This window comes from Microbacterium sulfonylureivorans (assembly GCF_003999995.1).
Taxonomy (GTDB): Bacteria; Actinomycetota; Actinomycetes; order Actinomycetales; family Microbacteriaceae; genus Microbacterium; species Microbacterium sulfonylureivorans.
Map to the genome: position 1 here is coordinate 1,170,084 of NZ_RJAD01000001.1, position 20,294 is coordinate 1,190,377.

The 20,294-nt window shown below is 70.5% G+C and carries 23 protein-coding genes; 7 read left to right on the forward strand and 16 right to left on the reverse strand.

The window, feature by feature from the left end; translation table 11 throughout:
• Positions 1-58: 58 nt before the first annotated feature.
• Positions 59-673, reverse strand: coding sequence for a VOC family protein (locus EER34_RS05120; RefSeq protein WP_127473452.1), 615 nt, complete (start codon positions 671-673; stop codon positions 59-61).
• 88 nt (positions 674-761) lie between these two features.
• Here EER34_RS05120 and EER34_RS05125 point away from each other — a divergent pair, with 88 nt between their 5' ends.
• A complete protein-coding gene (locus EER34_RS05125) occupies positions 762-1,283 on the forward strand; it encodes a DUF1697 domain-containing protein (RefSeq protein WP_164743452.1) in 522 nt (173 codons plus the stop codon).
• 19 nt (positions 1,284-1,302) lie between these two features.
• Here the strand turns inward: EER34_RS05125 and EER34_RS17420 are convergent, their stop codons facing one another.
• From EER34_RS17420 to EER34_RS05145, 6 genes are all read right to left on the reverse strand, one after another.
• Positions 1,303-1,461 (reverse strand): hypothetical protein, encoded by a 159-nt coding sequence (locus tag EER34_RS17420; RefSeq protein WP_164743453.1) that lies wholly within the window; start codon positions 1,459-1,461, stop codon positions 1,303-1,305.
• A 64-nt stretch (positions 1,462-1,525) separates the two neighbouring features.
• Positions 1,526-2,428 (reverse strand): hypothetical protein, encoded by a 903-nt coding sequence (locus EER34_RS05130; protein WP_240642133.1) that lies wholly within the window; start codon positions 2,426-2,428, stop codon positions 1,526-1,528.
• Positions 2,425-3,558 carry an o-succinylbenzoate synthase gene (gene menC / locus EER34_RS05135; RefSeq protein ID WP_127473454.1) on the reverse strand — a complete coding sequence of 378 codons (1,134 nt, stop codon included), beginning with the start codon at positions 3,556-3,558 and terminating at the stop codon, positions 2,425-2,427. Before menC ends, EER34_RS05130 begins: the two co-directional genes overlap by 4 nt.
• 29 nt (positions 3,559-3,587) lie before the next feature.
• Positions 3,588-3,743 (reverse strand): hypothetical protein, encoded by a 156-nt coding sequence (locus tag EER34_RS17425; protein WP_164743454.1) that lies wholly within the window; start codon positions 3,741-3,743, stop codon positions 3,588-3,590.
• 63 nt (positions 3,744-3,806) lie between these two features.
• Positions 3,807-4,730, reverse strand: coding sequence for a cyclase family protein (locus EER34_RS05140; RefSeq protein WP_127473455.1), 924 nt, complete (start codon positions 4,728-4,730; stop codon positions 3,807-3,809).
• Between the two features lie 144 nt (positions 4,731-4,874).
• Positions 4,875-5,591, reverse strand: a complete 717-nt coding sequence (locus EER34_RS05145) for a GNAT family N-acetyltransferase (protein WP_127473456.1) — start codon at positions 5,589-5,591, stop codon at positions 4,875-4,877.
• A gap of 96 nt (positions 5,592-5,687) precedes the next feature.
• On the opposite strand from EER34_RS05145, the gene EER34_RS05150 reads away from it, so the two are divergent.
• Both EER34_RS05150 and EER34_RS05155 read left to right on the forward strand, forming a co-directional pair.
• A complete protein-coding gene (locus EER34_RS05150; RefSeq protein ID WP_127474300.1) occupies positions 5,688-7,091 on the forward strand; it encodes an MFS transporter in 1,404 nt (467 codons plus the stop codon).
• Positions 7,092-7,165: 74 nt separating this feature from the next.
• A complete protein-coding gene (locus tag EER34_RS05155; RefSeq protein ID WP_127473457.1) occupies positions 7,166-8,749 on the forward strand; it encodes a peptide MFS transporter in 1,584 nt (527 codons plus the stop codon).
• Between the two features lie 96 nt (positions 8,750-8,845).
• Here the strand turns inward: EER34_RS05155 and EER34_RS05160 are convergent, their stop codons facing one another.
• Entirely contained in the window at positions 8,846-9,334 is a 489-nt protein-coding gene (locus EER34_RS05160) for an SRPBCC family protein (RefSeq protein WP_127473458.1), read from the reverse strand.
• A gap of 87 nt (positions 9,335-9,421) precedes the next feature.
• Entirely contained in the window at positions 9,422-10,672 is a 1,251-nt protein-coding gene (locus EER34_RS05165) for an MFS transporter (protein ID WP_164743455.1), read from the reverse strand.
• Between the two features lie 61 nt (positions 10,673-10,733).
• Here EER34_RS05165 and EER34_RS05170 point away from each other — a divergent pair, with 61 nt between their 5' ends.
• A complete protein-coding gene (locus EER34_RS05170; protein ID WP_127473460.1) occupies positions 10,734-11,120 on the forward strand; it encodes a MerR family DNA-binding transcriptional regulator in 387 nt (128 codons plus the stop codon).
• Between the two features lie 37 nt (positions 11,121-11,157).
• Positions 11,158-12,039 carry a formyltetrahydrofolate deformylase gene (gene purU / locus EER34_RS05175; protein WP_127473461.1) on the forward strand — a complete coding sequence of 294 codons (882 nt, stop codon included), beginning with the start codon at positions 11,158-11,160 and terminating at the stop codon, positions 12,037-12,039.
• 3 nt (positions 12,040-12,042) lie between these two features.
• Here purU and EER34_RS05180 read toward each other — a convergent pair whose 3' ends face one another.
• Positions 12,043-13,353 carry an aspartate aminotransferase family protein gene (locus tag EER34_RS05180; protein ID WP_127473462.1) on the reverse strand — a complete coding sequence of 437 codons (1,311 nt, stop codon included), beginning with the start codon at positions 13,351-13,353 and terminating at the stop codon, positions 12,043-12,045.
• A gap of 228 nt (positions 13,354-13,581) precedes the next feature.
• Here EER34_RS05180 and EER34_RS05190 point away from each other — a divergent pair, with 228 nt between their 5' ends.
• A complete protein-coding gene (locus tag EER34_RS05190) occupies positions 13,582-13,971 on the forward strand; it encodes a hypothetical protein (protein WP_127473463.1) in 390 nt (129 codons plus the stop codon).
• Positions 13,972-14,014: 43 nt separating this feature from the next.
• Here the strand turns inward: EER34_RS05190 and EER34_RS05195 are convergent, their stop codons facing one another.
• The 4 genes from EER34_RS05195 to EER34_RS05210 all read right to left on the reverse strand — a co-directional run bounded on the left by EER34_RS05195 (position 14,015) and on the right by EER34_RS05210 (position 17,530).
• Positions 14,015-14,317, reverse strand: a complete 303-nt coding sequence (locus EER34_RS05195) for a hypothetical protein (protein ID WP_127473464.1) — start codon at positions 14,315-14,317, stop codon at positions 14,015-14,017.
• Complete coding sequence (locus tag EER34_RS05200) at positions 14,317-14,496, reverse strand: hypothetical protein (protein ID WP_127473465.1); 180 nt, start codon at positions 14,494-14,496, stop codon at positions 14,317-14,319. Before EER34_RS05200 ends, EER34_RS05195 begins: the two co-directional genes overlap by 1 nt.
• A gap of 68 nt (positions 14,497-14,564) precedes the next feature.
• The gene (locus tag EER34_RS05205) at positions 14,565-15,482 is read right to left on the reverse strand and encodes a serine hydrolase (protein ID WP_127473466.1); all 918 of its coding nucleotides are present in this window, start codon (positions 15,480-15,482) and stop codon (positions 14,565-14,567) included.
• A gap of 83 nt (positions 15,483-15,565) precedes the next feature.
• Positions 15,566-17,530, reverse strand: coding sequence for a M13 family metallopeptidase (locus EER34_RS05210; protein ID WP_127473467.1), 1,965 nt, complete (start codon positions 17,528-17,530; stop codon positions 15,566-15,568).
• Positions 17,531-17,653: 123 nt separating this feature from the next.
• Here EER34_RS05210 and EER34_RS05215 point away from each other — a divergent pair, with 123 nt between their 5' ends.
• On the forward strand, positions 17,654-18,970 hold the full coding sequence (locus tag EER34_RS05215) for an MATE family efflux transporter (RefSeq protein ID WP_127474301.1): 1,317 nt from the start codon (positions 17,654-17,656) through the stop codon (positions 18,968-18,970).
• A gap of 191 nt (positions 18,971-19,161) precedes the next feature.
• Here the strand turns inward: EER34_RS05215 and EER34_RS05220 are convergent, their stop codons facing one another.
• Positions 19,162-19,479, reverse strand: coding sequence for a hypothetical protein (locus EER34_RS05220; protein WP_127473468.1), 318 nt, complete (start codon positions 19,477-19,479; stop codon positions 19,162-19,164).
• A gap of 257 nt (positions 19,480-19,736) precedes the next feature.
• A complete protein-coding gene (locus EER34_RS05225; protein WP_240642135.1) occupies positions 19,737-20,270 on the reverse strand; it encodes an SRPBCC family protein in 534 nt (177 codons plus the stop codon).
• Between the last annotated feature and the right edge of the window lie 24 nt (positions 20,271-20,294).

Sequence of the window (20,294 nt, forward strand, 5' to 3'; positions counted from 1 at the left end):
ACCCGCCCTCCTCGGGGGTCGGCCCGATCTCGTGTCGGCCGGTCGATGCAGCCCGGGGTCAGGCCACGGCCTGCGCCCACACGAAGCCGTCGCGGTCGGTGAACGACTCCGCCGCGGCGTTGATCTCGACGCGGTGCGATCCCGAGCCCTCCGGCGCGACCCCGGCGACCTTGGCCAGCGCCTTCCGGCGGTTCAGCCCCAGCGTGATCGGGCTCCCGGGCATGTCGAACTCGGCGTACGCGCGGCCGAAGCTCTTCGCCACGACCGCGCCGCGCTCGACGTACGACTTCCGGCTCTCCACGACATCGTCGACACCGAGGAGCAGCACGACGCTCTCGATCGACTTCATGGCGGGCCCGATGTCCTGCTTGGCAGACGTGGCTATCTGCCAGATGGTGCCGTCCGGCGCCTGCACCACTCCGCCGACGCCCCACAGGGACTTCTCGACGGGCTTGAGCGAGGTCGCGCCGGCGGCGAGCGCATCCTCGTAGAGGGCGTGGACGTCGGCCGGCTGGGCGACGATCGCGGAGAGGGTGAAGCCGCGGAATCCGGCGGCCTCGGCATCCGCTTCCCTGGAGCGCACTCGAGAGCCGAGGCCGAACGCGGCCTCGTGGAAGCGGTCGGAAGCCGCCGGATCGTCGGTCAGGATGGTGACGGAGTCGATGGTTCGCATGACGTCGACGCTACGAGCCGCGGGAGCGTCGCGCTTCTCCATACGTGCTCGGTCGCGACGGGTCGGCTCTTCGGTCCAGACTCGTGCCATGGACAGTGTCGCGTTTCTGCGGAACGTCAATCAGGGCCAGCGCGGGCAGCCCGCCACGCACGACATCGTCGCGGCATTCGAGCGTGCGGGAGCGCACGACGTCCGGCCCTTTCAGAGCAACGGCACCGTGCTGTTCACCGCGGTCGATCCCGACGCCGTCGCCGAATCGGCTCGCGGCCATCTCGCCCTCGACTGCGGCATCGACACCGTCGTCTTCGTGCGCCCGCTGACGTTCGTCGCGCAGGTGGTCGAGCGGCATGCGGATGCCTCGTCCTTCACCCGCCGGGAGCTCACGCTCTTCGACGTCGACACGCTCATCGCCGACGACCGCGCGGCCGGCGCGCAGGCGATGCGACGACGCTGCGCGGTCGTGGAGCACGGAGCGGGCTGGGCGGTCGTCGAGAACGACGCCGATCGGCAGAGCAACGGCACGCCCACCATCGAGGCCGCGCTGGGCACTCCGGCGACGTCGCGCGGCCTGCCCACCCTGCTGCGGCTGATCGATCGACACGGGCTCTAACCCCGGCCCCCCGACGACGTCAGGTCTGGCGGCGGATGAACCGCATCAGCCAGGCGATCACCGCGATGATCACGATGACGAGGCCGATCCACAGGAGGAACTTCGCGGCCTCGATGAACACTCCGAGAAGCAGGAGCACGATGCCGACGATGAGGAGGATGACTGCGAGTCCGGTCATGTCCTCAGGGTCGCGGCATCCGGGGCCGGGGTCGAGTGGGTTGACAATCGTCCGCCTTCCGTCGTCAGTCGCCGAACCCGCACCAGTCCGCGACCCAGGTGAGGATCTGACCGCGGACGTCCTCGGACGCGGCCAGCTCGATCTCACCCGGCTCGCCGTCGATCTCCACCTCGACGTCGAAGATCGTGCCCCGCTTGTCCTCCTGCACGGCGTGCGGGTCGCAGCGCAGCGGCACGATCGGGAGCTGGATCTCGACGAGCCCGTTCCCGCCCTCCTCGACCTGCAGCCCGATCGGGTGCGACTCGATGGTCGCACCGGTGCCGTCCTCGAAGGTGATCAGGTTCGTGGTCTGAATGCCGGCGATCAGGACCGCCGCGCGGCCGGTGGGCGCGACGCCGAGCATCAGCGCCGCCGGCTCGCCGGGCGGCGACGGATCGAAGTCGGTGAACGACACGTGGGCCGCATCCGCCACCGCCTCGGCCCGGCAGTCGCGCTCATGCAGCGGACCCACGAATCCCAACGGATCGTCGATGGGCACCGTCGCCGACGACGAGGCACCCTCGAGCGTGTACTCGAGCGTGAGCGTCGTGCCATCGGCGGGCGGGTCGTCGTCGTCGCACGCGACCGCGGGGAGCTGCACGCGGATGCCGACGGTGCGCCCCGCGCCGATCGTGCTGTCGCGGTCCTCGACGCGGACCGCGGGGCCGTCGAAGCGCGCATCCTCCACCTCGACACCGCCGATGACGAGCGTCTCGTCGGTGCCGTTGGTCACGACGACCTGAGCCTGACGCGCAGCGACGTCCGACCGGCCCTGCTGGAACTCGGCGGTGACGCCGGCGGGCAGATCGCCGGGCTCCTCCGTCGCACCAGGGGGCGCGGCGCCGGGGGCGCACGCCGCGAGCGCCAGCGCGAGCAGCACTGCGGCCACCGCCGCGACCGAACGCATGCCCGCACGCGCCACGGTCATCGGGTGATCGTCTCTCGGACGACGGTGACGTCGTCGAGGGCGATCGGGTCGATGTCGACGCCCAGCCCGTGTCCGGTCGGCACGCGCACGTGCCCGTCTTCGAGCACGGCGGGCTCGGTCACGATGTCGCGCGTGTAGAAGCGGCTCGACGCCGACACGTCGCCCGGCAGCGTGAATCCCGGCAGCGCGGCGAGCGCCGCGTTCGCGGCCCTGCCGATGCCGGTCTCGAGCATGCCGCCGCACCACACCGGGATGCCGGCATCCCGGCACAGATCGTGGATCGCGACCGCCTCGAGGTAGCCGCCGACGCGCCCGGCCTTGATGTTGATGATGGATGCCGAGCCCAGTGCGAGGGCGTCGGCGGCGGCCTTGACCGACACGATCGACTCGTCGAGGCACACCGGCGTGCGCAGGCGCCGGGCGAGCGTCGCGTGGTCGACGAGGTCGTCCTCCTGGAGCGGCTGCTCGATGAGCAGCAGGTCGAAGCGGTCGAGCTCGGCGAGAGTGTCGGCGTCTGCCAGCGTGTACGCGGAGTTGGCGTCGACCTGCAGCGGGATCGCTCCGAACGCATCGCGCACCGCGGCCGTGTCGGCGACATCCCGGCCGGGCTTGATCTTGATCTTGATCCGCACGTATCCCTCGTCGAGGTAGCCGCCCACCGCGTCGACGAGCGCGGCGGGATCGCGCTGGATGCCGACGGACACCCCGCTGGGAACCCGGTCGTGCACCGCGCCGAAGTACTCGCCCAGGGCGCGTCCCTCTGCGCGCAGAGCGGCGTCGAGGACGGCGAGCTCGAGCCCCGCCTTGACCATCCGATGCCCGACGAACGGCCGGAGCACATCGGCGACCTCTTCGGGCGCGAGCCGGCCGCGGTCGAGGAGCGCCGGCGCGAGGAAGCGCAGTGCGACGTCCCACGCGCCCTGCGTGTACTCGCTCGAGTAGAGCGGCGCAGCTCCGGTGACGATCTCGCCCCAGCCATCCGGGCCGTCGGTGAGCGCCCGCACGACGATGACCTCGCGCACCGTCTCGGTGCCGAACGAGGTGGTGAACGGGGAGACGAGCGGCAGGTGCAGCACCCTCAGCTCGAACCCCTCGAGGGCGACGGATGCCGCGGGCGAGGCGATGGGCATGCGCTCAGGCTACGCCCCGCGCGACGAGGTCAGTGCGACATGATCGGCGCCGGTGCGGCAGGAGTGATCGGCACGAACGTCCCCCGCGCGCGGCGGGGTCCGAGTCGCCGGACGGCTGCCCGGCGGCTCTCACGGCGCAGCGACGCCGCCAGACCCACCATCAGGATCTCGATGTGTTCGCGCATGATCGTCTCCTCGCCTGCGTTTCCACAGACCAGGAGCACGGTCATGGCATCCAGATACCTCTGTCAGGAAGGAATCTCGGCGAAGGCGCGTACGGGGAACGTGCCGAACCCCTCGACCGCGGGCGGGGCGGCCGTGAACCGGGCCCCGCGCGGCGGCAGCGCACCGAGGTTCGTCAGGTGCTCGACGACGTGCACGCCCGCTGCGAGGAGGAGCGAATGCGCAGGACGCTCGCCGCCGGACTCTGTGTCGTCGATGTTGAGCGAGTCGATGCCCACCAGCGCGGCGCCCGCGTCGATCAGCCACTGCGCTCCCTCCCCCGTGAGGAACGGCGCGCCGCGGCCGTACTCGGCCGTGCCGAACAGCCGGTCCCATCCCGTGTGGAGCAGCACGGCGGAACCTCGCACGTCGCGGTCGGCGAGCGTCTCCGGACGGATGCCTCGGCGGTCGGGCGTCCACGCGTCCTCGAGGTGGAAGACCTCGGCGCGCAGGCCGACGAGCGTGGAGAGATCGAGCCCGGCGAGGTCTGGACCGGCGGCATAGCGGTGGAAGGGGCTGTCGAGGTACGTGCCCGTGTTGCCGATCATCGTGAGGATGTCCATGGCGAACTCGGTGCCCGGCGCGTACTTCGCGCGTGAGGCCTCCCGCGTGAGATGCGGCGTGATCGTCGGGGCGGGCAGGCCCGGGTACGTCACGAGACCGGCGCGGATCGGGTGACTCAGGTCGACGACGCGGGTCGCGCCCGCGACGAGGGGCGGAGCATCCGTCGCCACACCGCGGCTGCCGCGGTGCGGCTCTTCGATCACGCGGACGCCGCGCAGCTCGACCTCGTCGACGAGCGCGAGGCCGAGGTGGGCGACGAGCAGCCGTCCGATCTCCGCCTCGGACAGCTCCGCCGACGGCAGATCGAGGCGGAATCCCGCGCCCGACAGCCCTCCCCCGTTGGCGAAGCGGATGTCGAAGTCGAAGTGGGCGCGGTAATCGGGCATGGCCGTCAGCCTAGAACCGAGCGGATGCCTCGACCACGGCTCGCGCGGAGGATGGCACGCATGCCGGAGCTTTCGGCAGGAATCCTCCGCGAAAGCCACGCACCTCCGCGATTGGCCGCCGCGCGAAGGAGGGGGCCAGCGCCGTCACGCCGGCCGCACGAGCAGGTACCCGCGCTGGTCGTCGAACCCGCCGATCACGAGGCCGTCGGCGAGGTGCCCGACCATCTGGTCGCGGACGCGCGCGCGCCAGGCCGCGGCATCCGCCGGATCGCTCGTGCGCAGGGCCTCGATGTCGTGAGGCACGGCGACGGACGCGACCACCCGGTCGTCTCCGGGTGTGGGCACGGGGGGAGCGGCGAGCGCCCACGACACCATGATGCGGTCGGTCTCGTCACCGCGGTTGATGCCGTCGTCCATCGCGCCGTAGTGGTTCACGAGGTACTCGGTCACGCGCGTGCCGAGCGTGCGCAGGTTGAAGTGGGCGTTGCGTGCGACGAGCGGATCGAACGTCCAGGTGATGTGCCCGACGTCGCGGGCCAGCGCCCATTCCCGCTGGTGCTGCTTGAGGACGCGCCCGAGCCCCTTGCTCTGGTGGTGCGGCAGCACGCCGGTGATGTGGCTGTGCATCGAGCGCGCCGCGGGCGCGGCGAAGAAGGCGACGGATGCCCCGACCATCCGATCTCCGTCGTACAGGCCCACGGCGTAGTTGCCGGAGTGCCCCAGCGCGCGGAGGAGATTCGGCGGCATTCCGCCCCGGTCGCCGCCCCACACCTCGGCGAGCACCTCGGACGCGGTGTGGACGTCGTCGACGGTGTCGAGGGGGCGGATGTCGATCCCGGGCGGGGCGGCGGTGTCGGGCATGCGAATCACGGTACTCCCGAGCCGGGCCGGTCGGACCGCGGATAGCCTGGTCGGATGGGCACGAAGGATGAGGACGCGAGAAGACGACTCACCCGGATGCCTCGGCAGGGCGCCATCGTGGCGGTGCTCGCGACCGCCGGACTGGCCTCGTCGTTCATGTTCACGCTCATGGTGCCGATCCAGTCGAAGCTGCCCGAGCTCCTCGACGCGAGCCGCGAGGACACCGCCTGGGTGGTGACCTCTACGCTGCTCGCGGCCGCCGTGATCACGCCGATCGCGGGACGCCTCGGCGACATGTACGGCAAGCGCCGGATCCTTCTCGTGCTCGTGGGTGTCATGATCGCCGGGTCGATCGTGGCGGCCCTGTCGACGGGGATCATCGGGATCATCGTCGGGCGCACGCTGCAGGGCGCGATCGTCGGCGTCGTGCCCCTCGGCATCTCGATCATGCGCGACGTCCTGCACGAGGACCGAGTGGACTCCGCAATCGCCTTCATGAGCGCGACCCTCGGCGTCGGCGGCGCCCTCGGCCTGCCGATCAGCGCCCTCGTCACCGAGCGCAGCGACTGGCACGTGCTGTTCTGGATGGCCGCGGGCCTCGGCGTCATCGTGTTCGGCCTGGTCCTGTGGATCGTGCCGGTGAGCGTGCTGCGCACCGCCGGCCGGTTCGACTACGTCGGCGCGGCCGGATTGGCGGTGGGCCTGATCGGCCTGCTGCTCGCGATCTCGCGAGGAAACGAATGGGGCTGGGGGTCGCCGCCTGTGCTCGCCTTCGGGCTCGGCGGGCTCGTGGTGCTGCTGGTGTGGGGATGGTACGAGCTGCGGATCGACGAGCCGCTCCTCGATCTCCGCGTCGCCGCGCGTCCCGCCGTCTTGCTGACCAACATCGCATCGGTGGCGATGGGCTTCTCGCTGTTCGCCTCGAACGTCGTCTACCCCCAGATGCTCGAGCTGCCGGTCGCCACCGGTGCGGGCTTCGGGCTGTCGCTCCTCGCCGCAAGCCTCATCGTGATGCCCTCGGGGCTCGTGATGATGGTGCTCTCCCCCGTCGCCGGGCGCATCGCCGCCCGGACGGGTCCGAAGCTGCTGCTCCTCCTGGGCGCCGTCTCGCTGATCGCCGCGTACGGCTTCACGCTGCTCTTCTCGTCCGAGGTCTGGCACATCCTCGTCGCGAACATCCTCATCGGCGCGGGCATCGGCTTCGGCTACGCCTCGATGCCGATGCTCATCATGCGCTCGGTGCCGCAGAGCGAGACAGGCGCATCGAACGGCCTCAATGCGCTCTTCCGATCGCTCGGCACCAGCACCGCGGCCGCTGTCATCGGCGCCGTCCTGGCCACCTACGCGATCGACTTCGAAGGCATCCCGGTGCCCACCACGACCGGCTTCACGCTGTCGCTGATCCTCGGCGGCGCGGCCGCGATCGTCGCCCTGGTCGTCGCCCTGTTCATCCCTCGGCACCACTCACCGCGGGAGCGGCATCCGTCCCTGCCGGAATGAAGCGGGTGCTGACGCGGGAGCGCACCTCCCGCTAGCCTGACGTCATCCATCGGGGGGCGGCGACAGGAGCCATCATGGATCAGCGCGACGAGCGGGAGCCGGATCAGGTGCCGGTCGGCGCACCGGAGGGTGCGACAGGGGCCGGGGCATCCGGAACTGCGACAGGCGCTCTCGCTGCGGAGCTCAGCGGCACCGACGCCGCCGCGACGACCGGACGCGGGAACAACGACACCCGCTTCTTCGGGCAGCCGTGGGACCTCGTGCACATCTTCTTCGTGGAGATGTGGGAGCGGTTCAGCTTCTACGGCATGCAGGGCATCCTGCTCCTCTACATGTACTACTCCGTGGCGGAGGGCGGGCTCGGGATGCCGGAGGCCGTCGCCACCGGAATCGTCGGCGCGTACGGCGGCACGGTGTACCTGTCGACGATCCTCGGCGCCTGGGTCGCCGACCGCCTGCTCGGGTCGGAGCGGGTCCTGTTCTTCAGCGCGATCGTCATCATGGCGGGGCATGTCGGGCTCGCGCTCATCCCCCGTTTCTGGGGCCTCGGCGTCGGGCTCGTCCTCGTCGCGGTCGGCTCCGGGGGGCTCAAGGCCAATGCGACGTCGGTGGTGGGCACGCTCTATTCGCCGGGTGACACGCGGCGCGACGCCGGCTTCTCGCTCTTCTACCTCGGCATCAACCTCGGCGCCCTGCTCGGCCCGATCCTGACCGGAGCCGCCCAGGCCGCCTGGGGCTTCCACGCCGGGTTCCTGCTCGCCGCGATCGGGATGGCGATCGGCCTCACGCAGTATTCGTTCGGCCGACGCAACCTGCCCGCCGAGTCGAAGAAGGTGCCCAATCCCCTGCCCGCCAACCGCCGCGGTCTGATGATCGGCGTCGCCCTCGGGGCGATCGCGGTGATCGTCGTGCTCGTGCTCTCGGGCATCATCCGCGCCGACAACCTGGCGGGCGTCGTCATCCTGGTCACCCTGGGAGCCACGATCGCGTACTTCGCGGTGATCCTCGCCAGCCGGCACATCTCGGCGATCGAGCGGTCGCGGGTGTTCGGGTTCATCCCGCTGTTCATCGTCAGTGTCGGCTTCTGGTCGCTCTACCAGCAGCAGTTCACGGTGCTGACGATCTACTCCGACAAGAAGCTGAACCGCGACATCTTCGGGTGGGAGATGCCGGTCCCGTTCGTGCAGTCGATCAACCCGATCTTCATCATCATCCTGTCGGGCGTCTTCGCCGCTCTGTGGACCAAGCTGGGATCGCGCCAGCCGTCGACGCCCGTGAAGTTCGGACTCGGCGTGATCATCATGGGCATCGCGTTCCTGCTGTTCCTGCCGTGGGCCAACGGCGGGCCCAACTCGACGCCGCTGCTCGCGATCGTGGGCATCCTGTTCGTGTTCACCGTCGCAGAGCTGCTGATCTCGCCCGTCGGCCTCTCGGTCACGACAAAGCTCGCGCCGAACGTCTTCCACACGCAGATGGTCGCGCTCTTCTTCCTGTCCGTCGCCCTCGGCACAGCGATCGCGGGCTGGCTCGCACAGTTCTACGACCCCGACGACGAGGTGCCCTACTTCTCGATCCTCGGCGCGATCGCGATCCTCCTCGGCATCGCGATGCTGGCCTCCGTCAAGCCGGTTCTGGGCCTGATGAAGGGCGTCCGCTAGGACGCACCGGGTGGTTTGCGGGCGGACCCCATCGGGCGAGATGTGCGCCGAGCACGCGGGGTCTGGGGCGGAGCCCCGGCGAGCGGTGTCCGCCGGCTAGAGTCCGGCATCCCGTTCCGTGACGCCGTCGTGGACCTCGCCACGCCAGCCTCCGGTCTCGCGCCCACGCTCCTCGATGAAGGCCTTGAACCGCTGCAGGTCCATCTCGGCCTGCCGCACGTCGATGTCGAGTGCGGCGCCGACCTTCTCGACGACGGTCTCGGGCAGCCAGATCATCTCGAGGTCGACGTGGGTGCCGCCGTCCTCGTTCGGTCCGAACGCCACTCGCCCGGTGTGGGTCTTGCCGTCGACGCTCGCCCAGGCGATGAGGTGATCGGGCACCTGCTCGGTGATCTCGGCCTCGAATTCGCGGCGGACGCCGCCGACGCTCACGACCCACCGCGTGCGGGTCGCGTCGAGCTGCGTCACCTCTTTCACGGCGTGCAGGAAGTTCGGGAACGACTCGAATTGGGTCCACTGGTTGTAGACGGCGCGGATCGGCGCATCGACGTCGACCTCGGCGCTCATCGTGCTCGGCTTGGCCATGATTCCTCCCGTGGCTGGTGCGGTCGACCCACCGTAGGCATCGCCAGGCCCTGACCCCGAGGGGGTTGACGGTCACGGATCGAGCGTCTATCCCGCGTGCTCGTCACCCCGCGCGCGGGCGAGATCGCGCTGAGGACGGCGCGAGGCGAGCCGGGCGCCGACCACGCTCGCGAGCGCAGCGAGCAGCATCGCCCCCGCCGCCACGGCCATGTTCGCGGTCGGGCCGAACGCGTCCGTCAGCTGTCCGCCGATCCACGAGCCGGCGGCGATCCCGACGTTCACCAGGACGATGATCGCGGCGCTCGCGAGGTCTCGCAGGCGATCGGATGCCGCGCGCATGAGCGCCGTCTGGATCAGCGGGAACACGGCGCCCGTCGCCGCGCCCCACAGGGCGAGGGCCGCGATCACGACCGCGAGGCTGCCCGGTGCCGCGGCGAGCGCGGCGAACGCGACGACGTAGAGGAGGAACGCCGCGGTCAGCGCGCCGCGGGGGAAGCGGTCTGCGAGCATTCCGGCGACGGCGACGCCCGCCAGCCCCGTGGCCCCGAACACGAACAGCAGCGCGCTCGCCCACTCCCCGGGGATGCCGGCGGCGTCGGAGAGGTACGGGCGGATGTAGACGAACGACATGAACTGGGCGAGCCCGAGCAGCAGGCCCGCGACGCCGAAGACCAGCAGCGGGGGGATCGACCGATCGTGGCGCAGCGGCGCACGCTCCTCCACGGGGACGGGGTTCACGACCGAGTGGGGCAGCCATCGCAGGGCGACGACGGCGAGGAGCAGCATCCCCACCCCCATGGCGGCGAACGCCACCCGCCAGCTCGTGAGCTGTGCCAGCGCGGTGGCGGCCGGCAGTCCGAGGACGGTTGCGGCCGTGCCTCCGCCGGTGACGAGCGCGAGGCCGCGGCCCAGGTGGGCACCGGCCAGGAGCGACGAGGAGTAGACGATGACGATCGCCCAGAAGACGCCGTGCGCGATCGCCGCGACCACGCGGGTGGTCAGCGCGAACTCGTATGTCGGGGCGAAGGCCGTCGCGACGTTCGCGAGCGCGAAGACCGCGAGGGAGACGGCCACGACGATACGGCGATCGATCGCGCGCGTGGCCCGCGTGAGCGGGAGGCTGGTCGCGATGACGACGAGCGCCCAGACCGACACCAGCAGCCCGATGCGGAGCGGGTCGACACCGAGGTCTGCGGCCATCTCGGGCATGAGTCCCGCGGGAAGCGACTCGGCGGTGACCGTGACGAAGACGCCGAGGGAGAGAAGGAGCAGGACTCCGAGCGGGAAGCGCGGCGCGGCGGTGGTGGAGAGGGCGACGGATGCCGTGGACGTGGTCATGAGGCGACGGTAGACTTTGACATCAATGTCAATGTCAAGCTCTGCTGCAGGGAGATCCGTCATGAAGATCGGCGAGCTGTCGGAGCGCACCGGCATCCCGACCCGGATGCTGCGGTATTACGAGCAGCAGGGTCTGCTGACGTCGGAGCGGTCCGCGAACGGCTACCGCGCGTACGCCGAGGGCGACGTCGACCGGGCCACCCGTGCGCGGGGGCTCGTGCAGGCCGGTCTGTCGACGCGGCTCGCCAAGGTCGTGCTGGACGTCGAGCGGCAGTGCGAGCTGGAGGCTCCCCCGCCGTGCGCCCGCGACCTCGCGCAGATGCTGGCCACCGAGCTCTCGACGCTCGACGACCGCATCGCATGCCTCACGAAGAGTCGCGGAGCGGTGGCCCGCTATCTCGAACTCACCCGCAACGGCGACCTCGTCGCGTCCGCCGGCGCCGCGTAGGAGCATCCGCCCGCCCACGACAGGGCAGAATCGTTCCATGGCCGCCCACAGCCCGCACCTTCTGCCCGACCACGCCTGCCTGATCGTCCACGGCAGCGACCGGCCGGGGATCGTCGCCGCGGTGTCGGCCCTCATCACGCGCAACGCGGGCAACATCGTCGCGTTCGACCAGTACTCCGACGACCCGACCGGCGGCGCGTACTTCCAGCGCGTCGTGTTCCACCGGCCCGATCTCGCTGCGGCCCTCCCGGCGATCGAGGCCGACCTCGCGCGCACGCTCGGCGACGGGTTCGACCTCGAGTGGACGATCACCGACCAGTCCGCCCCGAAGCGCATGGCGATCCTCGCGTCGAAGCAGGACCACTGCCTGCTCGACCTGCTGTGGCGCCACCGTCGCGGCGACCTGCCCGTGACGATCCCCATGGTGATCTCGAACCACACCACCGCGGCCGAGGACGTCCGGTCGTTCGGCGTCCCCTTCTTCCACGTGCCGTCCGCACCCGGACCCGACAAGTCGGCGTCCGAGGCCGAGATCCTCAAGCTCCTCGAGGGCAATGTCGACTTCGTGGTCCTGGCGCGCTACATGCAGATCCTGTCGTCGGACTTCCTGCAGAAGCTCGGCGTGCCGGTCATCAACATCCACCACTCGTTCCTGCCGGCATTCATCGGCGCCGAGCCCTATCGCAAGGCGAAGGACCGCGGCGTGAAGCTCATCGGCGCGACATCGCACTACGTGACCGACGACCTCGACGAGGGGCCGATCATCGACCAGGACACCATCCGGGTGACCCACGCCGACTCGGTCGCCGAGCTCGCTCGACGCGGCGCCGACGTCGAACGCCAGGTGCTCTCGCGCGCGGTCCTGTGGCACGCGCAGGACCGTGTGATCCGCCACGGCAACCACACGATCGTCTTCTAGCGCTCAGCTCCGCTGCGCCAGCACGGCCGCGAGCGCGTCTTCGAGGATGTCGACGCCGGTGTGCAGCTCGGACTCGCTGATCGTGAGGGGCGGGGCGACCCGGAAGATGCCGCCCATGCCGGGCAGCTGCACGATGTTCATGTGCAGGCCGCGCTCGAGGCAGGCGGTCGTGACCGCCGAGCCCAGGGCGTCTGCGGGAGCCTTCGACTCCTTGTCGACCACGAGCTCGATCCCCTGCATGAGACCGCGCCCTCGGACGTCGCCGACGACCTCGAATCGCTCCTTCATCGCGGTGAGGCGCTCCGCGAGCTGGCCGCCGAGCACCGCCGCCCGTTGGACGAGTCCGTCGCGCTCGATCACGTCGAGGACGGTGCCCGCGACGACGGCGGCGAGCGGGTCGGAGACATGCGTCGTGTAGAACAGGAACCCACGCTCGGCGCACGCGCGCTCGATCTCGTCGCCGGTGACGACCGCGGCCACGGGCAGGCCTGCTCCGAGCGTCTTCGACAGAGTCAGGATGTCGGGAGCCACGCCGTCGCGCTCGAAGGCGTACATCGTGCCCGTGCGTCCGAGCCCGGTCTGCGCCTCATCGAGGATCAGCAGCATTCCGCGCGCCTCGCACAGCTCCTTCAGCCGGGCGAGGTAGCCGAGCGGCAGCTCGATGATGCCCCCCGACGACAGGATGGGCTCGATGATCACGGCGGCGAGCGCCCCGGTGGACTGCGCGTCGACCGACGCGAATCCGTACGCCAGCTCGGACTCCCAGTCGTACGAGCCGTCCGCGCGGCGGAAGGGCGAGCGGTAGGCGTTGGGGGTGGGGAGGACGAAGTTGCCCGGCACGACCGGTCCGTACCCGCGGCGGCCCGCCGAGAACGTCGCCGCCGCGGCGCCCGACGTCATGCCGTGCCACGAGCGGTCGAACGACACGACCTCGTGCCTGCCGGTGTAGAGCTTGGCGATCTTGAGGGCAGCCTCGTTCGCCTCGGCGCCGGTGGTCAGAAGCATCGTCTTCGTCAGGTTCGCGGGCAGCGTGTCGGACAGGCGCCGGGCGAACGTCACCACCGGGCGCGACAGCATCCCACTGAAGAGGTGGTCGAGCGAGCCGACCGCCTCGCTCACCGCACGCACGATGTCGGGGTGCGAGTGCCCCAGGACGGCGCTCATCTGGCCGGACGTGAAGTCGAGGATCGCGGTGCCGTCGCTGTCGTACACGTACGAGCCCTCGGCACGCTCGATGATGCGCGGCGTGAACGACGACGAGTAGCGGATGAGGTGCCTCTCGGCGTCGTGCCAGAAGGCGTCTGTGCTCTGCATGGGACCCATGTAACTACGAACGACCGACGTGCCGGCGCTCTCGGAGGCCCGCGGTCAGCAGATCCCCGTCCCGCAGGTCGGCTTTCGTGCCGTGTAAGAACGGCCCTTCGTCCAGCGCTCGACTCACGCCGACAGCCTAGGCCGAGCCGACCCCACCGCGCCGTCGCATCGCCCGGGTGCGATGAGCGATTCCGCGCCGATGGGGCCGCGGTGCGTCAGAATGGCGCCATGGAGAAGACCGCGGTGTACCAGCCGGGCGTGTGCAACATCGGCCCGGCGGAGATCCGCAGACGCCGGTTGTCGGGATACCTGGGCCTGGTCGTGGCCGCCGTCTTCCTCGTCCTGGCGTTCGCGCTCGGCTGGGCAGCGCCGTGGAGACTGCTCGTGGCGCTCCCCGTGTTCCTCGCGGCACAGGGCTTCCTGCAGGCGGCGTTCCACTTCTGCGTGGGCTTCGCGTCGCGGGGGCTCTACAACTTCGGGGAGCTGGGCACGGAGGAAGCCGTCTACGAGGCCGAGTTCCGGAAGAAGGACCAGCGCAAGGCGGCGCTCATCACCGTGCTGGCGTTCGCCATCGCCGCCGTCGTCGCCGTGGTGGCCTTCCTCATCCCGATCGGCTGAGCCGCGCGACCGCCACCCCCTCCGGCACGGCGCTCGGGCGTCGTCACCGGGTGCGGACGCCGACCACGCTCATCGGAGGGAACGGTCCCGGTGTCGCGGTGCCCGTCAGCCGGTCGCCGTCCACACGCAGCGCGAGGACGAGCGTCGAGGGCACAGGTGCAGCGACGTCGAGCCGGAACTCGGCGCTGTCCGCCGTCGCCGTTCCGTTCCGGATCGGGATCGGACCCGTGGCGCCGACCGCCGTGCCGGTGAGCGATGTGCCGACCGTCGCGAGAGTGAGGTCGAAACGTCGTGAGCCCGCGAGTGTCGCGATCTCGATCGCCCATCTTCCGTCGATGGATGCCATCAGCCCGCCTCTCCCGATCCATGGTTCTCGACGTCGGGCTTCGCGCGCAGGAGGTCGGCGATCGCCTCCTCGGGGCGCGGAGCAACGTTCTCATCGTCTTCCAGCTCGGGGATCGTCGGCTCATCGGGGCCGGGAACGTGAGGGTGAGGGTGAGGGGGGCCCTGATCGGATGTGGACACGGCGGATCCTTCGGTCGGCGACACAGCCAGCGTAGGCCGCACTGCGCCCCGGCGCAGGTCCTTCGGAGCTAGAACACGTACTCCATGAGTTCCATGCCGAGCGTGCGGAACGCCTCGTGCGCGCGCATGCGGTGCATGATCGACAGATCGTCGAAGCAGACGATCAGCGCGTAGGACACTCCGGCGCGCGGGCCCGCCAGCACACCCGCCTCGACGCGGATGCCGGCATCCCGGCCTGTCTTGTTGATGAAGAGCAGGCCGTGCTCGTCGTTCTCGTGGGCGAACGGGTCGAGGCCGGTGGCGGATGCCACGAGCGACAGGTCGTGGTTGAGGCTGAGCCACTCGGCGACCTGTGCGCTGACGCTCGCCGACACGATCTGCGAGTTGACGAGCGCGGCGAACACCTCGGCGAGTTCGCGCGCGGAGCCGAGTGCGAAGTGCGGGGCGTCGTCGGGCCCGCGGGAGTCGCGGAAGCGATCGAGCATGGCCGACCGGGCGAGTCCGAGCTGCTCGATGCGGCCGCGCACGGCCGGGAGTCCGACGCGGGACAGCAGGGCGTTGGCGGCCAGCGCGTCGCCGGTCGCGGCGGCCAGCACCGCGAGGTCGGACAGGGGCAGGGCCGGAGCCTTCAGGTGCTGCCAGACCCCGCCGACGGTGACCGGCTCGACCTGCGACCGGTCGATGATCTCCAGCGGATCCAGCCGCCCCGACTCGAAGGCGGCGGCCAGCTCGATGAGGAGCGGCACGACGCCCAGCCCCGCGATGGGGAGTGTGACGAAGTCGTCGCCGGCGAGGACCGAGCCGCCGCGGTCGAGGTCGGTGATGCGCACCGAGATCTTCGCGCCGGACGCGGCGAGGTCGTCGAGCGACTTGAGCGTCGACGTGAACGATCGGCGTCCGACCGCCGCCCTCCTCGGCGGTCTTCTGCTGCTGCTTCGTCGCGACCCCCGTAGCGACTCGGCATCCCTTCTGGGCTCAGTGCCCACGGGCGGGGTTCCTTCCGGTGGATTCGAGTGGGGTGGTGTGCGCCCCCAGGGCGCAGGACGGACTGCGGGCGACGCCCGCAGACTCACCAGATGGTGACGCGCTGGTCCTCGTCGAGCCACAGCGCGTCGGACTCCGTCACGCCGAACGCATCGTAGTACGCGTCGATGTTGCGGACGATCTGGTTGCAGCGGAACTCGTTGGGCGAGTGCGGGTCGATCGTGAGCAGGCGGATGGTCTCGGCATCCCGACCCTTCTGCTGCCAGATCTGACCCCAGCTGAGGAGCAGGCGCTGCACACCGGTGAAGCCGTCGATGACCGGCGCCTCCTGGCCGTCGAGCGAGACCTCGTAGGCCTTGAGCGCGATGCCGAGACCGCCGAGGTCTCCGATGTTCTCGCCGATCGTGAGGGCCCCGTTGACACTGTGGTCGCCCTCGAGTCCCACGGGCGTGAGCGCGTCGTACTGCGCGATGAGGTTCTTGGTGCGCTCCTCGAACGCCGCACGATCGTCGTCGGTCCACCAGTCGCGCAGCGACCCGTCGCCGTCGAACCGGCTGCCCTGGTCGTCGAAGCCGTGGCCGATCTCGTGGCCGATGACCGCGCCGATGCCGCCGTAGTTGGCCGCCGCATCGCGGTCGGCCTCGAAGAACGGGTACTGCAGGATCGCGGCCGGGAAGACGATCTCGTTCATGAGCGGGTTGTAGTACGCGTTGACCGTCTGGGGCGTCATGTACCACTCGTCGCGGTCGATCGGCTTGCCGATCTTGTCGAGCTGACGGTCGTGCTCCCACACGTGCGCGCGGCGCACGTTGCCCACGAGGTCTGCAGCATCGACCTCGAGCGTGGAGTAGTCCTTCCATTTGACCGGGTAGCCGATCTTGGGCGTGAACGCGTCGAGCTTGGCGAGCGCGCGCTGACGCGTCTCGGGCGTCATCCACTCGAGGCCCGTGATCGAGCGGCGGTAGGCCTCGATGAGGTTGGCGACCAGCTCGTCCATCGCGACCTTCGACGCCGGCGGGAAGTGCCGCTCGACGTAGACGCGGCCGATCGCCTCTCCCAGGGCCGCCTCGGTGAGTGCGACACCGCGCTTCCACCGCTCGCGGTTGACGGGCACGCCGGTGAGCTGCGTGCCGTAGAACGCGAAGTTCTCGTCGACGAACTCGTCCGACAGGAACGCGGCCGAGCCGTGCACGATCGAGAACCGCAGCCACGCCTTCCAGTCGTCGAGCCGGTCTTCGGTCAGGAGGGATCCGAGGCCCTCGACGAAGCTGGGCTGGTAGACGTTGACCTCGGCGAGCGCAGCGGGGTGCGCGGGTGCGACGCCCTCGACCCACGGCCCGAGATCGACGCCGGCGAGCGCCTGCACGTCGTCCCACGGCTTGAGGTTGTAGGTCGCGACCGCATCGCGGCTCTTGACGTTGTCCCAGTGGTGGGTGGCCAGCTCGGTCTCGAGCGCGATGATGCGGTCAGCGGATGCCGCGGCATCCGCCACTCCGGCCAGCTCGAGCATCTTCTGCACGTGCGCGCGGAAGGCGAGGCGCGTGGCCTCGAAGTTCTCGAGGCGGTAGTAGCTCTCGTCCGGGAGCGACAGGCCGCCCTGGATGATGAACGCCACGTAGCGCTCGGGGTTGCCCGGGTCGGGCTCGATGTAGAGGTGGACGAGTCCGGCGACGCCGTCGCGCTCCAGCTCGCCCACGGTGCGGAGGAACGAGGGGATGCTGTCGATACCGTCGACTCGCGCGAGCTGACCGGCGAGCGGCGCGGCGCCGAGCTCGGCGATGCGCGCGGTGTCCATGAAGCTCGTGTAGAGGTCGCCGATCTTGCGGGTCTCGGTGCCCGGGTCGGCATCCGTCGACTCCTCGACGATCGCGTGGACATCCTTCTCGGCCTGCTCGGCGATGAGGTGGAACGACCCCCAGCGGGCCTTGTCTTCGGGGATGTCGGTGCGCTCCAGCCACGCGCCGTTCACGTGGCGGAAGAGGTCGTCCTGCGGGCGGATCTCGGCGCTGAGCTCCTCGAGCGCGAGACCGGAACGGGGGGCGTCGGTCATGCGTTCCAGGATATGCGTCCGGACCCCCTCGACCCGCCGATCCACCGGGGAATTCTCGCCGTGATCGCATCGTGATGAGCCTCGGGCGTCGCAGGGCGCGCCTAGGCTCGGAGCGTGACGAGCATGCCCGACACGCTGAACCGCGACATCCTGCGGCTCGCCGTGCCCGCCCTCGGCGCGCTCGTCGCCGAGCCTCTGTTCCTGATCGTCGACTCCGCCCTCGTCGGGCACCTCGGAGTCACCCCGCTGGCGGGCCTCGGGATCGCCTCGGCGGTGCTGCAGACCATCGTCGGGCTGATGGTCTTCCTCGCGTACTCGACCACGCCCGCCGTCGCCCGCCGCTTCGGCGCGGGCGATCCGTCGAAGGCTGTGTCGGTCGGCATCGACGGGATGTGGCTCGCCCTCGGCCTCGGCGCGGTGCTCGCGCTCGCCGGCTACATCGCCACCCCGTTCCTCGTCGGGCTGTTCGGCGCGACCCCGCTCGTCGCCGACCAGGCCGAGATCTACCTCGGCATCTCGATGTGGGGACTGCCGGCGATGCTCATCGTCTTCGCGGCGACGGGCCTGCTGCGCGGCATGCAGGACACCGTGACGCCCCTGTGGATCGCCGGCATCGGCTTCGCCGCGAACGCGCTCCTGAACTGGCTGTTCATCTACGGGCTCGGGTGGGGCATCGCCGGGTCGGCCGTCGGCACGGTGCTGGCGCAGTGGGGAATGGTGGCCGCGTACGCGATCGTCGTCGGGAGACTGGCGCGGCGGCACGAGGCATCCGTCCGTCCCCAGCGCGAGGGAGTGCGCGGATCGGCGCGATCGGGCGGTTGGCTGTTCCTCCGCACGGTGTCGCTGCGCGTCGCGCTGCTCGCCACGGTCGCCGTCGCGACCGCGCTCGGCACCGAGGAGCTCGCCGGCTGGCAGGTCGCCTTCACGATCTTCTCGACCGCCGCGTTCGCCCTCGACGCCCTCGCGATCGCCGCCCAGGCGCTCATCGGCAAGGGGCTCGGCGCCGAAGACACCCCGCTGGTGCGGCGCGTGCTCGGCCGCACGCTCGCGTGGGGCGCGTGGTTCGGGGTCATCGTGGGGGTCGTGATCGGCGCGCTCTCGGGCGTGATCGGGCTGCTGTTCACGGGCGACCCCGCGATCGCAGCGCTCGTCCAGCCTGCCCTCATCGTGCTCGCGGTCACCCAGCCGATCTGCGGCGTCGTCTTCGTGCTCGACGGCGTGCTGATCGGCGCGGGCGACGCGAAGTACCTCGCGATCGCCGGCGGCCTCAACCTCGTGCCGTACGTGCCCGCCCTGGTCATCGTCGCGATGGTGCACCCCACCGGCGCCGCGGGCCTCGCGTGGCTGTCGGTGGCGTTCTTCGGGGTCTACATGCTCGCACGCCTCGCGACGCTGGGCTGGCGCGTGCGGGGTGCCGCGTGGACCACGGCGGGGGCATGAGGCATCCGCAGGCCGCGGTATCACGAGACGCGGCCGGCCGCCCGAAGTCTGGTCGGTGTTGGTGTTGATGAATGGCAGGTGCGCGTTCCCGCCTCGATGATGAGCGGAACCGAGACGCTGAACGGCCGGGCCCTTCTGGATTGCGGTACAGCGCTCATCGCGCACCTCAGTCGAGACCGCGTCGAGATCGCTCAGCGCGTGCCGGGAGGGCGCGTCGTACCGGCATCCGGGATCGATCCGCGTGACCTCCGCCGCCGTGCGGCGAAGCCGATGCCGGCGCCGAGCAGGGCGCCCACGATCAGGAGGCCGGGGACCAGGTTCCACGAGAACCCCTGGAGCTCTCGGACCAAGCCGGTGCTCGCCTCGAGCACGGGCGTCAGGAGGAGGTACGTCGCGACCCCCACGGCACCCCCCACAAGCGCGCCCTCCACTGCGCCCCAGAGCGGCGCCAGCCTCCGCATTCGCGACGGCGCGCCGGACGCATCCTGCGTCACTTCGTTGTGCGCCACAGTGTGAATCTAGACCTTCTCCTCGCCGTGCGCAGGAGCCGTCGCGCTCAGGCCTTGGGAGACGGCAACGAGCCATCGCATGCCGCGGCAAGCCAGACGGCCAGGCGCACTCTCACACCACGACCGCGACCTGCCGGCCGCGTCGCGAGGAAGAACACGACGACCGCGCAGGCAGGCGTCAGCGGAGTGCTCCAGTCGGCGGTAGTCCGCCTCAGACCGGGCGGCAGGCGCAGCGTGGTGGGCGCATGGCTCGACACTCAGGCCACGGGCAGCGTCGGGCGCTCGGCGCGCTCCCGGATGCCGCGGAGCATCCGTTCTGACATGAGGAAGCTCACCATCTCGACAGGCTCGACGAGTGCGGCCGCCCATCCGGCGAGATACGCGTAACGCTCGCGCACGATGAGGCGGGTGGTGCCCGGTGCGCCTTCGATGAGCACGAAGGCCCATGTGAAGTCGTAGGGGGCCCCAGCATCCGTGCCGTCTGGACCGACGGCGCCGCGTAGCACGAGGTGGTGGCCCTCTTCGAAGGCGACGACCCTGAGTGCGACGGGAGGGGCGAGGTTGACCTCGTCGCCGACGGCGCGGATGCGGAGCTCGGGGACGATGACATTCGAGCTGTGGATGTCGATGCCGACGAGATTCTCCATCCAGTCGTACGTGTAGAAGCCGCCACGATTCTGGCCGAGCTGTGCGACCCACGGCCACACCTGCGACATCGGGGCGTTGATCGTGATCGCCCTGGTGGCCTTCAGGTCGGGCGCGGGGAGGAACTCGTCGCCCGGCAGCGGCATCCGAAGCTCCCCGTCGCTCGCGCC